This is a genomic window from Vibrio sp. 397 (assembly GCF_033339395.1).
GTDB lineage: Bacteria > Pseudomonadota > Gammaproteobacteria > Enterobacterales > Vibrionaceae > Vibrio > Vibrio alginolyticus.
Genome location: NZ_JAWOUN010000007.1, coordinates 269,244 through 284,635 on the forward strand (window position 1 = coordinate 269,244; position 15,392 = coordinate 284,635).

The 15,392-nt window shown below is 44.5% G+C and carries 15 protein-coding genes and 1 pseudogene; 4 read left to right on the forward strand and 12 right to left on the reverse strand.

Annotation, left to right across the window (positions count from 1 at the left end):
• Positions 1-183: 183 nt before the first annotated feature.
• The 5 genes and pseudogenes from R7P36_RS13795 to R7P36_RS13820 all read right to left on the reverse strand — a co-directional run bounded on the left by R7P36_RS13795 (position 184) and on the right by R7P36_RS13820 (position 6,592).
• Positions 184-642, reverse strand: coding sequence for a hypothetical protein (locus tag R7P36_RS13795; protein WP_213900135.1), 459 nt, complete (start codon positions 640-642; stop codon positions 184-186).
• Positions 639-2,625: pseudogene (locus R7P36_RS13800) on the reverse strand (hypothetical protein). The gene R7P36_RS13795 and the pseudogene R7P36_RS13800 overlap by 4 nt, the downstream one beginning before the upstream one ends.
• 3 nt (positions 2,626-2,628) lie before the next feature.
• On the reverse strand, positions 2,629-4,491 hold the full coding sequence (locus R7P36_RS13810; protein ID WP_213900136.1) for a hypothetical protein: 1,863 nt from the start codon (positions 4,489-4,491) through the stop codon (positions 2,629-2,631).
• Positions 4,488-6,083, reverse strand: coding sequence for a site-specific integrase (locus R7P36_RS13815; RefSeq protein ID WP_213900137.1), 1,596 nt, complete (start codon positions 6,081-6,083; stop codon positions 4,488-4,490). Before R7P36_RS13815 ends, R7P36_RS13810 begins: the two co-directional genes overlap by 4 nt.
• 56 nt (positions 6,084-6,139) lie before the next feature.
• Positions 6,140-6,592, reverse strand: a complete 453-nt coding sequence (locus R7P36_RS13820) for a YcgN family cysteine cluster protein (protein ID WP_017635991.1) — start codon at positions 6,590-6,592, stop codon at positions 6,140-6,142.
• Between the two features lie 188 nt (positions 6,593-6,780).
• Between R7P36_RS13820 and R7P36_RS13825 the strand changes: the two genes are divergently transcribed.
• From R7P36_RS13825 to aqpZ, 3 genes are all read left to right on the forward strand, one after another.
• Positions 6,781-7,029, forward strand: a complete 249-nt coding sequence (locus R7P36_RS13825) for a GlsB/YeaQ/YmgE family stress response membrane protein (RefSeq protein ID WP_005380625.1) — start codon at positions 6,781-6,783, stop codon at positions 7,027-7,029.
• Between the two features lie 137 nt (positions 7,030-7,166).
• A complete protein-coding gene (locus tag R7P36_RS13830; protein ID WP_213900138.1) occupies positions 7,167-7,415 on the forward strand; it encodes a YkgJ family cysteine cluster protein in 249 nt (82 codons plus the stop codon).
• Between the two features lie 229 nt (positions 7,416-7,644).
• A complete protein-coding gene (aqpZ, locus tag R7P36_RS13835) occupies positions 7,645-8,343 on the forward strand; it encodes an aquaporin Z (protein ID WP_053349564.1) in 699 nt (232 codons plus the stop codon).
• A 51-nt stretch (positions 8,344-8,394) separates the two neighbouring features.
• Here aqpZ and recR read toward each other — a convergent pair whose 3' ends face one another.
• The 7 genes from recR to R7P36_RS13870 form a co-directional block, all read right to left on the reverse strand.
• Complete coding sequence (recR, locus tag R7P36_RS13840) at positions 8,395-8,994, reverse strand: recombination mediator RecR (RefSeq protein ID WP_005380619.1); 600 nt, start codon at positions 8,992-8,994, stop codon at positions 8,395-8,397.
• A 30-nt stretch (positions 8,995-9,024) separates the two neighbouring features.
• Entirely contained in the window at positions 9,025-9,354 is a 330-nt protein-coding gene (locus R7P36_RS13845) for a YbaB/EbfC family nucleoid-associated protein (RefSeq protein WP_005380618.1), read from the reverse strand.
• Between the two features lie 82 nt (positions 9,355-9,436).
• Entirely contained in the window at positions 9,437-11,542 is a 2,106-nt protein-coding gene (gene dnaX, locus R7P36_RS13850; RefSeq protein ID WP_047104392.1) for a DNA polymerase III subunit gamma/tau, read from the reverse strand.
• Between the two features lie 8 nt (positions 11,543-11,550).
• Positions 11,551-12,096 (reverse strand): adenine phosphoribosyltransferase, encoded by a 546-nt coding sequence (apt, locus tag R7P36_RS13855; protein WP_005380615.1) that lies wholly within the window; start codon positions 12,094-12,096, stop codon positions 11,551-11,553.
• 162 nt (positions 12,097-12,258) lie between these two features.
• Positions 12,259-12,645: a YbaN family protein gene (locus tag R7P36_RS13860; protein WP_080276930.1), complete on the reverse strand. Its 387-nt coding sequence runs from the start codon at positions 12,643-12,645 to the stop codon at positions 12,259-12,261.
• A 33-nt stretch (positions 12,646-12,678) separates the two neighbouring features.
• Positions 12,679-12,810: a hypothetical protein gene (locus R7P36_RS13865; RefSeq protein ID WP_005380608.1), complete on the reverse strand. Its 132-nt coding sequence runs from the start codon at positions 12,808-12,810 to the stop codon at positions 12,679-12,681.
• A 223-nt stretch (positions 12,811-13,033) separates the two neighbouring features.
• Positions 13,034-14,140, reverse strand: a complete 1,107-nt coding sequence (locus R7P36_RS13870) for a response regulator (RefSeq protein WP_213900140.1) — start codon at positions 14,138-14,140, stop codon at positions 13,034-13,036.
• Between the two features lie 289 nt (positions 14,141-14,429).
• Between R7P36_RS13870 and R7P36_RS13875 the strand changes: the two genes are divergently transcribed.
• Positions 14,430-15,305, forward strand: coding sequence for a LysR family transcriptional regulator (locus tag R7P36_RS13875; RefSeq protein ID WP_005384959.1), 876 nt, complete (start codon positions 14,430-14,432; stop codon positions 15,303-15,305).
• Positions 15,306-15,392: the final 87 nt, after the last annotated feature.

A 15,392-nucleotide genomic window follows, 5' to 3' on the forward strand; every position in this document is an offset into this window, starting at 1 on the left:
GTGGCCGCGAATATTTTAGCCGTAAATGATAATGGGGCATAAACTGCTTAGAGCAATTACGTTAAATCATTGCTGGGCAGAAGCTTCTTAGTCGCTCCGGACGCCACTTGGTAACAGGTGTCGTCTACTCGACAAAACGCGTTACGATCCTCAGCCCCTTTACACTTTGAGCGTAAGAGCACGCTACTTGATAGAGGTCACAACACAATTTTCATCTAATAATTCTTGCTGCAAGTCAAACACCCTAAAGCGGAGCCTCGCATTTTCAGCTTCTAACTGCTTTCGGGCTTCGACTGCATTGTTTCGTTGCACCCTGTATTTATCTTTAAGCTCATTGGCTTTTTTTAATTCGTGTTTTAGCCTATCAAGCTCAGACAAAGGGACATCTAACTCAATATCTAAACCTGTTGTCATCGCTTTATCGCGGTTGAGGTTGTATTCATCGATAACAGGTTTGGCGTAGGCAACGAACTCTTTGAACTTATGGACATAGCTATTGCCAAGCCGAGCTTCATTATTGATTCGGTTCAACGTCAGTTTGCCCGTCGCCTTAACGTGAAGCGGCTTACCATCTAATAAACGTTGAAATGCATTTACCAGTAACCCCTCGGTCTTGCAGGTTGCCTTATATTCTACTTTCATGACCATACCGCCTTAATATCATCATTGAAGTTATCAAAAGGAATGCTGTGTTTGACTAGAGTTGGTTCAATAGACTGAATCTTCTTTTTTCTAGCATCGAGAATTAATTCATTGACATAGTCACCCATTTCATTTATTGACCTGAATGAAGCAATGAGGTTATCCCGCTCCCTCGATAGCCTTTTCGCCGCTTTATCAGTGATTACCTTATGCTTACAGGATGCTTCAACAATATCCATCAGGGAGCAAAGTCGTTCACAATTACGGTTGGTGCAGTAGCCACCTGTAGGAAGTAATACAATAGATTTGTCACCAGACCTTACCAATGCCTCCAGTTCACTCCGAGACATCACGATTTCTTCACCCTGTGCTAGCCGCTCTGCTTTATCCTGAGCTATACGCTCGCCCTCAGCACCACTCAAGGTTTCGGATACATTGTAAATCTCATCCCATGCGTCCACAGCAGATGCTTCAATTGCTTTATCAAACTCACTAATTAACTTTGTATCCATCAGCAATTGGTTGGTGCGCGCGAGTTCGGAATAATTTGCATACCAGTTGGACATATTAATATTGCGGTGCTTTAGCTGGTATTTTACTGTGAGTGCATTGCCCAATCGGTTTTTCACCATAAAGACCACAAAACTCCGTCGTAAATCATGAGGGCTAAGCCTTGGTAAGGCACCTCCGACCTTTAAGCTTCCCGCACGGTCTGGATTTAACAGGTCGAATTCGTCAACGTCTTCAGCGGTCGCAGTAATGTTGAACTCATTCATGTTCAATGCATCACCAGCCCCTTCAATCGTGTATTTTAGCGACGTTTTATTTATGAGTGCTTCACTGTCGTAAGGGATACAAGAAGAAATGAAAGCACTCTCAAGGTCTTGTTTCCTTGCACTATATTGGTCTTGGGTTAACTGAGCTTTTTGATAGCCGTCATCCAGTCGCTCTAACGAATATTTCCTTGCGGCTTGCGTGGCATCAAAAGCTAGCTCCAGTGCCAGTTTTGCGATAGGGGCAGTATTCCACGTTGTATAAATCTTTTCGCCCTTGTTTCCTTTTGTAGAAAATCCTGAAACCTTGGGTACAGCAATCAGTGAATCGTCATAGCTCTCTTTGTTCATGGAAAGCAGCTCTTCCTTGCGGGCGGCAGAGAATAAACCCACACAGATAAAGCACATCCTGAGTAATTTACCCAACCAACCTCCTTTCCTGTCAAATGAGAAATTAGGAATAGCTTTTCGTTCAGGCCACTTGCTTGTTATGAGAGACATCCTTGTATGGAGTGTCTTCATTTGCCCATCGCTTAGGGCACTCACGCCTAACGCTTTAAGCTTAGTGTTGAACATTTCATCCTGATAGATGTAAAGTTTTTCCATTGCCGTTGAAATTTGGTGACGATAGGGGTGATAGGTTTCAACAAACTCAACAACTGTTTTTAATATACTGACATGAATCGCTTCAGGAAACGCAATTGCCTGACCTTCACCTGAATCAGGTTGAATCCACCGTACATACTCTCGCTTATGAACATAACGCTTTACAAGGCCCGCTTTATTCAATGAATTAATCGTAGACGCAATGCGTCGGCACGGGCCTTGACCGCCCCCCCCCCCCATATAATGCTTTAGTGCACTTTTTCCACTCTCGCTCGCTCGTAAGTAAGCTGAAGTCACTTTTACCCCAACGTGTGGCGAGGGCGTTTAACTTACTTCTAATGGTTATCAACGAGCTAACCGCTGCATGCGAATCAGAGCTTGAGGTTTCCTTTTGGTACTGGATCAGTGCATAAAGGTAAGACTGAATATCGTGGCGGTACTTTTCATTAATCCATCCAAAAGAAATGATTTTTTTGTTCTGGTTAAGAGCGTGGAAATCCCACTCGAGATCAAAGACACGTGACACACCGTTATTGTCAGAGTCAAACGTCACATACGGGTTTTCAGCGAGCTCTTGGCGAGGTTGTATAAGCTGTTTAGACATAAATTACCCCTTAAAAAATTGGCTGGCGCTGGCTCGGTCTTGGTAAAGCAGGTGGTAATCACCATCTTCCACTTTTTGTTTTGCTTGAGCGTAATTTTTTGGTGCTTTTTGTTTCAGCCTGAGAAGGACTTTTTTCAACATCCTCTCCACAACAAAATACTCATCCTTAGGTGCGGAATTACTTGCCACCATCTCTTTGAGGTCTTCGATTTGTTCTAAAAATGACAGCATCAACCAGATATCATTTTCTGACGCAACCAATTTATGGCTGTCACAATCAAAGCAACCAAGAAAATCTGTGCACCGCCCCGTGTCTTTCGAAAAGTCAATGCCTAACTGCTTCATTCGCCGCGCCTCAGCAACGAGCTTCTCTGGTGTTGCTCCAGCGCACTTGATGCCAGTAGGCGTTGTCATTAATGGCTGCTCTTTGCTTTCACGGTTGCGCAATGTCTTATAATCATAATCTGACAAAATATCGCTGTGCATCGCCTTTGCACCCTCGATGGCTTTACCAACTTCCTCTCCCTTGGCAATAGCGTATTGTGCACCCATCGTGGCATTAAGGTTGTTATCATGGTCTGCCTGAACACCACTAGAGTAGCGTTGGGCGACAACATTCACTGTATTATTCAGACCCTGTGACACAAGGAAGATATCTTCAGTCACTCGCATCAGAACATTAGATTTTGTTGCTCGGAATCGGCTCGCATTAACCCTTAACCCAGTTACCTTCTCAAGATGTGTATTAATGTAGCCAATATTTGAACCGTTGGTATTGAATGTGCAGACCTCACCTCTGGAACTAAAATAAGGACAAAGCGGTAGCTCATTTGACAACGGAATACCCAGTGATTGGTACATCACTTTAGAGGTTTTTAGCCATCGGTTAATCAACCCTTTAGTTCGCTGGCTAAAGCCAGCGCTATTATCCAAACTTTTATAGCCTGCCCTAAACTTTTCACCGTCAAAAACAAACCGCCCACTGCCAATACTTTTAAATGAAACGTCCTTGTAGCGCACATTAGCAAGCACCGATGTATTCATTCCTGTCAGCATTGAAAACACGAAAAAGCAATTGCGTGATGCCTGATTATAAAATACTTGCCGATTAAGTTGCTCAAGTGGAAGCGGGCTATTCTCTATTGTTCCTGGTTGAGGTTTCATGCACTTCTTAAAACCGCTTTTCTTAATACTAATTTGACGTGGTGTCCAGTCATTGCGCCTTGCTTGCTCATCAAACAGCTGTTCATCAAAGAACGGATGAATCTCTAGCAACTCATTTTTCTCAATCGCTTCCTGAAAGGCCAGTGCGCCTTTAATCAATATCTTGGATAATGGTTTCAGCTCTGTTTCCACATGAAACGCCTTATTTGCAGCCAAAAGGTTTGCTGCAACTTCTGGCAGCATCTTCAGGTCAGATTCTCGATTCCACAGCCTTAATAGGAAAGATAAGCTGTTTTTAATATTCCCCGCTAACGATACCAGCTCACCTCTTTCGCGTAATTTATTGAAGTGCTTAATGCAATCAATCATAGCAGCGTTACTGAAAAGGTCACCTTGATAACCAATACCGTCAAGAAATTGGAAGTAGCTAACAAGACCAGAAAAGTGAGTCTGCTTTGACCGGTTTTTTGGTAAAGGATTTAGCTTTTGGTGAATCTCCCTGACGATATCATCCCGATTCGCCAATACCTCATTCCCTGATTTTATTTGATTTACTGTTGGGACATTCAGATAACGCAGGCGGTGAGTGTAGGCTTTATATCCATTACCAGAATCTAAAACCATATCTTCAAAACGAAGTAGGATGATAGGTGCGCTGGTCTTCTTTGTTGTAATTTTGGTACGCTTACGTCCTTGGATCATACTGTCGTCTCCAAGTCATCAAAAGCGCCAATATAGTCCAGTACGTCCTCGTAAATTTCATCGGCAGAGGGTATATCTTGTGCTATTTCCAGGTACTCTATCGTCGTCGCCCTATCTTCATGTCCTAGCAACGCTGACACCCTATCCAATGCCTCATCGGGTGTGATTGACGGGTTACCATACTCATCCTTTTTATTTAAAAGGTGGCGGAAGATATTCACGGCAAACGTTGAGCGTAAATTATGTATGGAGCCGACAATAGGGTGGTCAAGACCTTGGGTTAGATTCGCAGTATTACGTATTTCCACCCAGCGGCCAGTGAAGTCTTGTAGCCGCGTAAACATGGGTTTCCCAGACTGGGTAATAAATAGGTACTCAAGTTCAGGGTTAATCGCATCGTCACCCTCAAAAAGGTGCGTGTTACCTGCCTCAGACTGCTCCTTGCACCATGCTTTGAATTTCTCAAGGCGCTTTTGATACCTGTCGGACTGCGAGTAATCGTAAAGCATCTTCATCAATGGGGCGGGGATTATGGTTTCACGGCTTTTATTCTTCTCTGCGGAGCCATCTGCGGTTTTTGTGAGTGATTGGTACATATCACCGACACCCAAATCCAGCACAGGCTTTTTAAACACCTCTTTGCCGTCCTGAATCATGGTTTCGGGGTTAACAATCTGTCCCAAATGAAGGCTTGCTGCTTCCTCACGCCGCAATCCAGTATTACGGCAAATCATTGGGTGCAGGCAAAATTCAATCGGAAGTGAGTGCAATTTACTGTTATCACCATGACGAACCACTCTGCGGGACTTCACTAATATGTTTTGCAGAATTTTCCATTCATTATTGGTAAACGGTTTTAGGTCTCGGCGTAGGTTGCTGAGGTTTGTGCCACCACTGCGAGATGATTTAGAGAATTTAATTCGCATATCCGTCGTATGCACCTGCTTACGTAGGTAAGCTTTCATACTAGATGCAGACGCCTCGAAATGTATATTAACTGTCTCAAACTGGAAGGGAGGGTTATTAAAGCGGATGCCTTGGCGAAGACAGTGTTTATAGAAACCAACAATACTGCTCATGTATTGCCTAGCTGTAGTTTTAGCCAATACACCATCAATAGCGAGCTGCTTTATGCCATCCCGATACTGGTAGGTTAACCGTTCTTGCTTGTTGCGAGGAAAGCTACTCCATTCTGGACGAGGGTCATCATAGAGAGGGTCAAAGTCCTCTTTATCGTATTCAGCATCCCACTCTGCCTGCTTGTCCAATACAAAACAGAAGTAATGAGCAAGCCCCTGCGCATCGGTGCCAAGCTCAAGCACACCATCATCGATTGCTTTCGACAATAAGAACTCATTCACCATATCTAATGGTTGGTAGCTGACTAGGTTGTTTTTGTCGTCATATCCAACAATATGGAGTAAGGGGAGTTTCTTGATGGGGATCTTATTGCCATTGGCACAGTATATAACCTGAGGTTCACCATTCTCATCAATGGACACCAATGGTTTCTTGTAAACGAAGTTAAGGATAGTCGAAATTTCTATCTCTTTTCGTATGACCTTTTTCTGATTTGTATCGTTATCTGACATACTAAACCTCATACTGTACATACAATCAGCATATACAGCATTCTCAACTTTGAAAGTTAATTATGAGGTTTTAGTCTATCAGGTAAGTTTTGAATATGGTCTTCCCAATCCACCACATCAATCTCGTAAACAACTTTGTTACGGACACTTTCCCCTGCCGCATGCATTGCGGACTTAGAGCCTGTAATCAACGGATGCCATTCTGGTAAAGGCTGCTTTTCAGCCAACAGACGGTAAGCGCACGTGTGTGGCAGCCAAGTAAAATCGTCGATGTCTTCTCGGGTCAGCTTGGTGCACTCTTCACCCGAAGTGAAACGGTTTGGGTAATCCTTACATGAACACGTTTTACTGTTCAGCCAGCTACAAGCCACATTGGTATAGTAGATTTCATCGGTATCTTCATCCATCAGCTTATGCAAACAACATTTGCCACAACCATCACAGAGAGATTCCCATTCCTCTTCTGTCATCTGCTCTAACGATTTACTTTGCCAAAATGGAGTGCTCATACTTCAGGTCTCACCAAGGGAATTTAGGGGGCGATTTATACTCTTCTCAACGCAAAAGTTCAAGTTTTGAGAAGATCTTGCATCCTTCCCACATAACGGTGGAGATATTCAACTACTTTCGTTTTACTGTTCTATCCTTAAACAAGTTTCCATTACTCAATTGATCAAGAAGGCATTAAGGAGTTTTCATGGGTATTATTTCTTGGATTATTTTGGGCTTAATCGCCGGCGCACTTGCTAAATGGCTCATGCCAGGAAAAGATGGGGGCGGTTGGATTGCAACAATGTTACTTGGTATTGCAGGGGCATTTGTAGGTGGCTTCCTTGGCGGCATTCTCGGTTTCGGCGGAGCAACTGGCGTCAACATTGGTAGTATCATTACCGCAACACTAGGCGCATTTATTCTGTTGTTTGTTTATAACCGTTTCTTAAAATAATCACGATGATTTAAAAGCAAAAAACCAAAAAGGGAGCGTAATGTTAAGCGCGCCCTTTTATTTTTTTCTTTCTTCACTCTTCCAATCCACGTCAAAATGACCATAATTGCCCCCTTAATTTTTAAGAGGTTTACATTATGGATTGTCGATTAGGATGTGGAGCGTGCTGTATTGCGCCAAGTATCTCTTCACCAATACCTGGAATGCCCAAGGGCAAACCTGCAGGTGTTCGTTGTGTACAACTCAACGACGACAATTTGTGCAAGCTATTTGGTAAGCCTGAACGCCCAAAAGTCTGTCACGATTTTAAACCGTGTCCGATTGTATGCGGCAACACCAATCAAGAAGCACTCGACAACATCTCTGAATTAGAACAATTGACGTAATGCGACTCTAGACCACACGTTTAAAGTTAGTACCTCGGTTGTTTCTCTCCGAGGCAGTAATCAAAGCAAACTCAAGATTTAGCACTCCCCCCCTCAGCCTTTTATCTCACCCTTGAGAACTCTTGCCACATAGCGTTCCATTTGCGGTTTTTGCGCGATCTCCCTCACAATTTATTGACAATTCTCGACTATGTTCAGCGGGTCATTTAATTAAAGATCAGGAAAGAACATGAATAAGTATTTGGCTGAGGCTTTTGGCACGTTCTGGCTAGTGTTAGGCGGCTGTGGTAGCGCGGTGTTGGCTGCGGGTTTCCCTGAAGTGGGTATTGGTCTGTTGGGCGTTTCTTTGGCATTCGGTTTAACCGTTCTGACGATGGCATTTGCTATCGGTCATATTTCAGGTTGTCACTTGAACCCTGCAGTGACAGTTGGCCTTTGGGCTGGCGGTCGTTTTGAGACAAAAGACGTTGCTCCCTACATCATCTCACAGGTGATCGGCGGGCTTATCGCAGGTGGCGTGCTTTACGTTATTGCATCTGGACAAGCAGGATTCGATGTTGTGGGTTCTGGCTTTGCCGCCAATGGTTATGGTGAACACTCTCCAGGCCAATACTCGATGATCGCTGCACTTGTGACTGAAGTTGTCATGACGATGATGTTCCTGATTGTCATTATGGGTGCAACAGACAAACGTGCGCCACAAGGCTTTGCACCTATCGCAATTGGCCTGTGTTTGACTCTCATTCACCTGATCAGCATTCCTGTCACCAATACGTCAGTAAACCCTGCTCGTAGCACGGCAGTCGCAGTATATGTGGGTGACTGGGCGGTTTCTCAGCTATGGCTGTTCTGGGTTGCGCCTATTGTGGGTGGCGTGCTTGGTGCGGTTATCTACAAAAACCTTCTTAGTGAAGAATCGAACGATTAATCGTTCCCAACTCCCAAGATCAAAAAAGCCGCTGAGTTCAGCGGCTTTTTATTAAATTCTGTGTCGACCTAATAGCGAATGTGACAACGTCGTGCCATCAACAAGCTCTAGCTCCCCACCGACAGGCACACCATGCGCGATGCGGCTGGCATCAACTTGGTGCTCTTTACATAGCTCTGCGATGTAATGGGCAGTGGCTTCACCTTCAACTGTTGGGTTTGTCGCCAAAATCACTTCGGTAATATCACCGCGACGTAAGCGGTAATCAAGGACATCCAATCCAATATCACTTGGACCAATACCATCTAATGGCGACAAATGCCCCATAAGAACAAAATACCGACCAGAATATTGGCCTGTTGCTTCAACGGCTGCGATGTCTGCCGGGCTTTCTACCACACAAATTTGACCATTTTCTTGGCGTTTTGGGTTGGTACAAATGTGACAGACTTCTTCTTCGGTGAAGGTTCGACACTCAGTACAATGACCTATTTCTGTCATTGCCTGACTAAGCGCATCTGCAAGCTGCAAACCGCCTTTTCTATCGCGCTGTAACAAATGAAAGGCCATACGCTGCGCTGACTTGGGGCCAACCCCAGGTAGACAACGTAAGGCCTCCATCAATTGCTCCAGCATATGACTGGTACGCATTAAAAGTCCGCTTAATTAAATATCAGCAGATTAGAATGGCATTTTCATACCTGGTGGTAGTTGCATACCGCCAGTTACAGAAGCCATTTTCTCTTTTTGAGTTTCTTCAACACGACGGGCTGCATCGTTGAACGCCGCAGCGATCAGATCTTCAAGCATTTCTTTGTCGTCTTCCATCAAACTTTCATCGATGTCAACACGACGTACGCTGTGACTACCAGTGATAGTAACCTTAACTAGGCCAGCACCAGACTCGCCAGTTACTTCCATATTCGCGATTTCTTCTTGAAGCTTTTGCATGCGATCTTGCATTTGCTGGGCTTGCTTCATTAGGTTGCCCATACCGCCTTTACCAAACATGTTTATCTCTCTGGTTTAATGAGGTGTTGCATCAATTAATGGGGTTATACCTTTGGGTTTTCAACCCCATTCCATTCGATTATTAGATAGGGCGCACACTATCTTTATCAAGCTCTGCAGCAAAACGACGTTCAATAAATTGAACATTTGGATCGTTTTCTAAACTGTTCAGCGCTTGCTGTAATTTCTCTTGGTAGAGCCTATCTCTCAGTTCAAGTGGTGTTTCTCCACTCTCCCCTATTTCGATGCTCATGTGGCACTCTTCACCCAACACGGTATTAAGTGCTTTAAGCAATTCGGCTTGAGCTCTATCAGTATTCAAATGAGCTTGGCTGCTTCTCAATAGTAACGAAACGGTTGTTCCTTCCTTACTATAATGAGAGTTTAGCGCAAGTTGCTCTACCAGCTTAGGGATCTCCATTAAGCTGATTAGCTTCGCCCATTCATTATGTTCTAATGACTCATCGATGAGCTTTTGTGCCATTTCAGGCGTTTTCTCATGCTCAAGTGCCTGCTTGAGCTGCGTAGGTGTCAGTTTTGTATTTACTTTTGTCTCAACAGGCTTGCTTGGACGCCAGCGATACGCTTCCTCAACTTGTGGCTCCGTCGACTTCGGAGCTGAGTTTGGCGACACCTGCGCGGAATTGCCATGCAATTGCGCTACTCGGTCGATAACCGATTCTGGTTGTGCAGATGCCGCTTTAGGCTTTTTTGAGCCACCATTTTGAGGAGTGTTCTGTTGTAGGCCTTGACGCTGAGAACGTAATTGGTGACGCAAACCGCTTAGACCGCCGCGCGCTGGTGTTGAAACGCTCTCTTGCACTTGTTGAGGTGGCGTTTCATGTTGCGGCGCTGGGTTTTCGCTCATCGGCGGCGCCATATCATACTGTGGTGGAACCGTCTCATATCCACTCGCTTGATACTCAGGTTGCGAACTGGATGAAGGTTGAGGCGCCACTTGTGGTGTGCTTTGTGCTGGACTCGGCTGCTGATCTCGAGGAGCCGCGGCTGTCTGAGCTGGCGCAGCCTTTGGTTGACTGGTACTTTGAGCCGGAGATGACGCTGGCTCGCAGTTACTAGAAACAACATTTGCCCCACTGTTATTTGATGGGCGGAACGCCATCATACGCAGCACAATCATTTCCAGACCGACTCGCCCATTTGGCGAGAGAGTCAAATCTTCACGACCTTTCAATGCAATTTGGTAGTAAAGCTGAACGTCTTGCGGACTTAGTGCTTTACTCAACAACTCGATTTTTTCTGCATCTGGCTGCGCTCGGTCTAGCGACGCTGGCAGCGCTTGATACATCGCAATTCGATGAAGCTGTGTTGCGACTTGCTGCAACAAACCATCCCACTCAACACCATTTGCTGCTAATTGCTGGATTTTATCCATGGCTTGTTGAGGTTGCTTGCTACTGATTGACTCTAGTAAGTGAATCGCTTGGTCGGTATCAATCGTCCCCAACATGTGGCTGACAATATCGGTTTGCACCGCACCGTTACCTAAAGCAATTGCTTGATCGGTCAAGCTAAGAGCATCACGCATACTGCCATCTGCAGCATGTGAAATCATACCCAGTGCTTTTGGTTCTGCCGATACTTGCTCTTGACCCAAAATGTAGTCAAGTTGCTGATGAATATCATCAACGCTGATCGGTTTGAGATGGAACTGTAGACAACGCGACAATATAGTAACAGGCAGCTTTTGTGGATCGGTTGTCGCGAGTAAGAACTTCACATACTCTGGCGGCTCTTCCAGGGTTTTCAACAACGCATTGAAAGAGTGACGCGATAGCATGTGCACCTCATCGATGAGGTACACTTTAAAACGTCCACGAGCAGGTTTGTATTGAACGTTGTCTAACAGTTCACGAGTGTCTTCAACTTTAGTACGTGATGCTGCGTCGATTTCAAGAAGATCGACAAAGCGACCTTCATCAATTTCACGACAAGTATCACACTTACCACAAGGTGTCGCGGTAATGCCGGTTTCGCAGTTCAAGCCTTTGGCAAACAGCCTACCGATACTCGTTTTACCCACACCACGAGTCCCGCTGAACAGATAAGCATGGTGTAAACGGTTTTGCGCCAGTGCGTTTTCCAACGCCGTCAGGACATGTTTTTGTCCGACAACTTGGTCAAACTGATTAGGACGCCATTTTCGCGCTAAAGCTAAATAACTCATTGAATGTATTAATGTCCTTCAAAATCGCAGATGCTGTACACGTTTAGACCTAGTGCTTCTAAACGTTTATCGCCACCGATTTCTGGTAGGTTGATAACGAACGCAGCGTGCTCAACTTCACCACCCAGTTGGCGAATCAGCTTAGTCGTCGCTTCAATAGTACCGCCCGTTGCCAATAAATCGTCGACAACCAGTACTTTGTCGCCTTCAACGATGGCATCTGTATGGATTTCTAGTGTATCAACGCCGTATTCAAGCTCATAAGATTGAGCAACAGTAGGGCGTGGTAGCTTGCCTGGTTTACGCACTGGTACAAAACCAACACCTAGCTCAAGCGCTAAAGGCGCGCCAAATAGAAAGCCACGAGCTTCCGTACCCACAACCTTGGTAAAGCCCATATCTTTGTAACGTTCAACAAGTAAGTTGATCGTTGCTTGGTATGCTTTCGCGTCTTCAAGAAGGCTCGTCACATCACGAAATAGAATGCCTGGCTTTGGGTAGTCTTGGATGCTTTTGATGCTAGATTTGATCAGTGAAATTGTTTCTGTAGTCATAATACCGATTTACTTAGATTGGCTCATCGCCCTCTCTAATCGCAGTATCACGAGGGCAACGAACAATAGGTTTTCACCACTATGTGCTTATTTTCGTAAAAGTCACAGGCGCTGAAAATACAAACGCCCACTCGAAGAGCGGGCACACTATTCTCTACAATCTTAGTGATTTTCTTCTCGGTCAGCAACCAACTCAATCACAGGCAGACGCATAAACCAGCTGAGTAAAACGATTAGCATCACTAAAAGACCAATTTTTACCCAAACGAGGGGGACAACAACGATTGAAACCATGAAACTAAGCGCAATAAAAATCGCACCACGCTTTTTTACTTTTGAAGTAACAGCCCGATGCTTATGCCAATTGTCGAGAATGGGTCCAAACGTTTTGTGGTTATGTAACCATTGATGAAATGCGGGGCTACCACGCATAAAACATGCGCTAGCAAGCAAAATAAAAGGTGTGGTGGGTAAAAGTGGAAGGGCTATGCCGGCTATGCCGAGCACAATACAGAGTCCACCAACAGTATTGAAAAAGTAACGCTTAATACGAATGGTGAACTCCGGTACAAAATAGCTAGATTAAAAGCCTGCGTAACCATTCATTACACGAAGCCAGGTTAGCGTTGCAGGAAGTGTTGGGATCAAAAGAACTGCAATAAAACCTAAAAAGTAAAAAATATTATAAGGCTCTTTAAAATCTTTGTCTGCCATGATGTGTCTTCTCACTAGTTGACTTTGCTTCTCCCAAGGCACAGCGTTAAATTATCGTTGCACAAATGGGTCATTATTGTTTTAAGAGCTGACTATACATTAAACAGCCAAATCTAAACACCAGTAAAAAGTAAGGTTATTGAACTAAACGTATGTTGTTTTGGTGGTTCTAAAAAGATAATAAGCAGCGTAAGGACGCTGCTTATTGGTTTGCAAGTCATAATTATACTAGTCGGGATTTCCGGGTAATACTTAAACTAAAACTTGAAGAACCTAAACACCCGATAGACAACTGTCCTGCAACACTTAGCGGTAAATCGCGGGTGATGAAGTTTTTCATACTTCCTCCCCCTAAACGGTTACCTGCTGCGATGTGTTGATTCGTATTTCCGTCAGACCAATGGCTATCTAAACCCGCAGGCAATATAGAGACCGAGGATGAAGCGAGGTCGGCGACACCAAACACAGCATTGACTGCACCCGCACACTCCGAACACTCAATTCCTTTTTCAATGATCCCTACCATGTCCTTGAGATCAGCACTGAAACTTTTCAAGTTACGGAGATAATCGTCAAACAATGCCCTAACGAGCAATGTCGTCGCAACTCCATCATTAGCTTGGGAAGCAGAATCAACGAGATAAAACGCAAATTGACCATTCATTAACCAACGATAATCGAAAACCAAGGGCATCACATCCGTCGATTGCAATAAACGGTACGAGCAGCGCCAATATCCCTGAGCAGCATCCTTCTCTGGCAATAGAGCTTGCAGTAAATCTCTTGCCGCGCTCGGATTCTGTTGTAAATATTCCAGATGCCAATACAGCTCTTGTTCATCTGGGATTTCACCACCATCATCAACCCTGAACCACTGACTTGAAAAGTCACGTTGTTCTGAGAAGTGGCTATCGGTATCTTCTAGCGTATTCTCTATCGCCTGAGATAGGTGCTCATAATTACCTATCGGTTTAGGAAGAAAATCTTTAATACCAAACCGCAACGCTTTCGCGACATCGGACATTTCATCCGTGCCTGATACCACGATAAGCGGCATATATGGGTATTCGAGACTAACTTCTTCGACGAACTCGATACCATCTAAGACCGGCATCGATAAATCACACAAGATAAGATCGGGTTGGCATTCCCTGAGTTGTTGAAGCGCTTCTAGGCCGTTTTCTGCTTCTACTACTTTAAAACCCTGACTTTCTAAATAGGCATTGGTTACTTTGCGAAATATTGGATCATCGTCCACCAACATTATTAGTTTTTGATTAATCACTTCCTGTGCCGAGACCATTGCCGTTTGACTGTGAGTCTTAAACATACCTTTATCCCTCACAAAGCTCAGTCAAAAAAACAGATTTATTATTAAGTCATTATTTTTGTTGTGTTTACTTCCAGCAAAACGTGTCACAGCAAGACCTGAGGCCGCTTCGCCTTGTTATAAAACTTAGCTCGGAAACTGCATTAATACAAATATTACGGCGTATAACAGTATTTACTCAAACAGGGTTGCTGTGTTCAAATGATGCAACATGTTGACTTAAAGCAAGCTTTGATCACAAAGTTAATTATAAATTAACCGTAATCGGTAATTTAATGTGTCTGGAAATATGAAATTAGATGACTTAAACCTGTTTCGACTGGTTGTCGAAAATGGGAGCTACACCGCAACTTCGCGAAAAACCATGATCCCGGTTGCGACCATCACCCGACGCATTCAAGCGCTAGAAGACTCTGTCAATCTTCGACTATTGAACCGTCATGCTCGCAAACTTTCGCTCACTGAAGCAGGGGAACGTTTTTACCATGAGTGCTCTCCTTTACTACAAAGGCTAACAACCGCAGCAGAGGAAATCACTGACGACTGCCGAGGAGCATCCGGCAAGATTAAGATATCCGCGCCTTACAACTTAACTAAACGAATGATGATGCCGATGTTCAACAGCTTTATGAAGCAGTACCCGGACATCAACATTGAGCTAACGACAGAGAATAATGCGGACAAGCTTGACCCTACTGAATGGGATGTAATTTTTCGAGTGGGACCTCAACGCGACTCTAGCCTCATCGCGCGTAAGATTGGCGAAGTGAAGGATATTCTCGTTGCAAGCCCTGATTATCTAACCTCGAATCCTGCGCCACATCATGCAGAAGAGCTCTCTAACCATTCATTGCTAAAAGGGTACCCGCTTATTAAGTGGACCTTGATTAATAGCAAAGGCGAGTCTGTGGTGAATGTTGATCGTGGTCGTTTTCAAGCAAACGCGCTCAATGTGGTGCGCAGCGCTTGTTCCGAAGGTTTAGGCATCACCCTAATGCCAGATGTCATGATCAAAGAGTACATCGAGAGCGGCGATTTGGTACGCGTACTGCCAGATTGGAGTGCAAACCCGCGCGACATTTATATGCTTTACAACCACAAAGATCACCTGCCAGAGAAAGTTCGCCTCTTTATTGACTTTGTGATCGCTTATAACATTCACTAATTAGATAGCGAAAGTAAATTACCACCTTCTAAAGAAGGTGGCTTTGTGTGAGCCCCCTAAAAGGGGGCCTTTGTTTAGTCCAGCGCC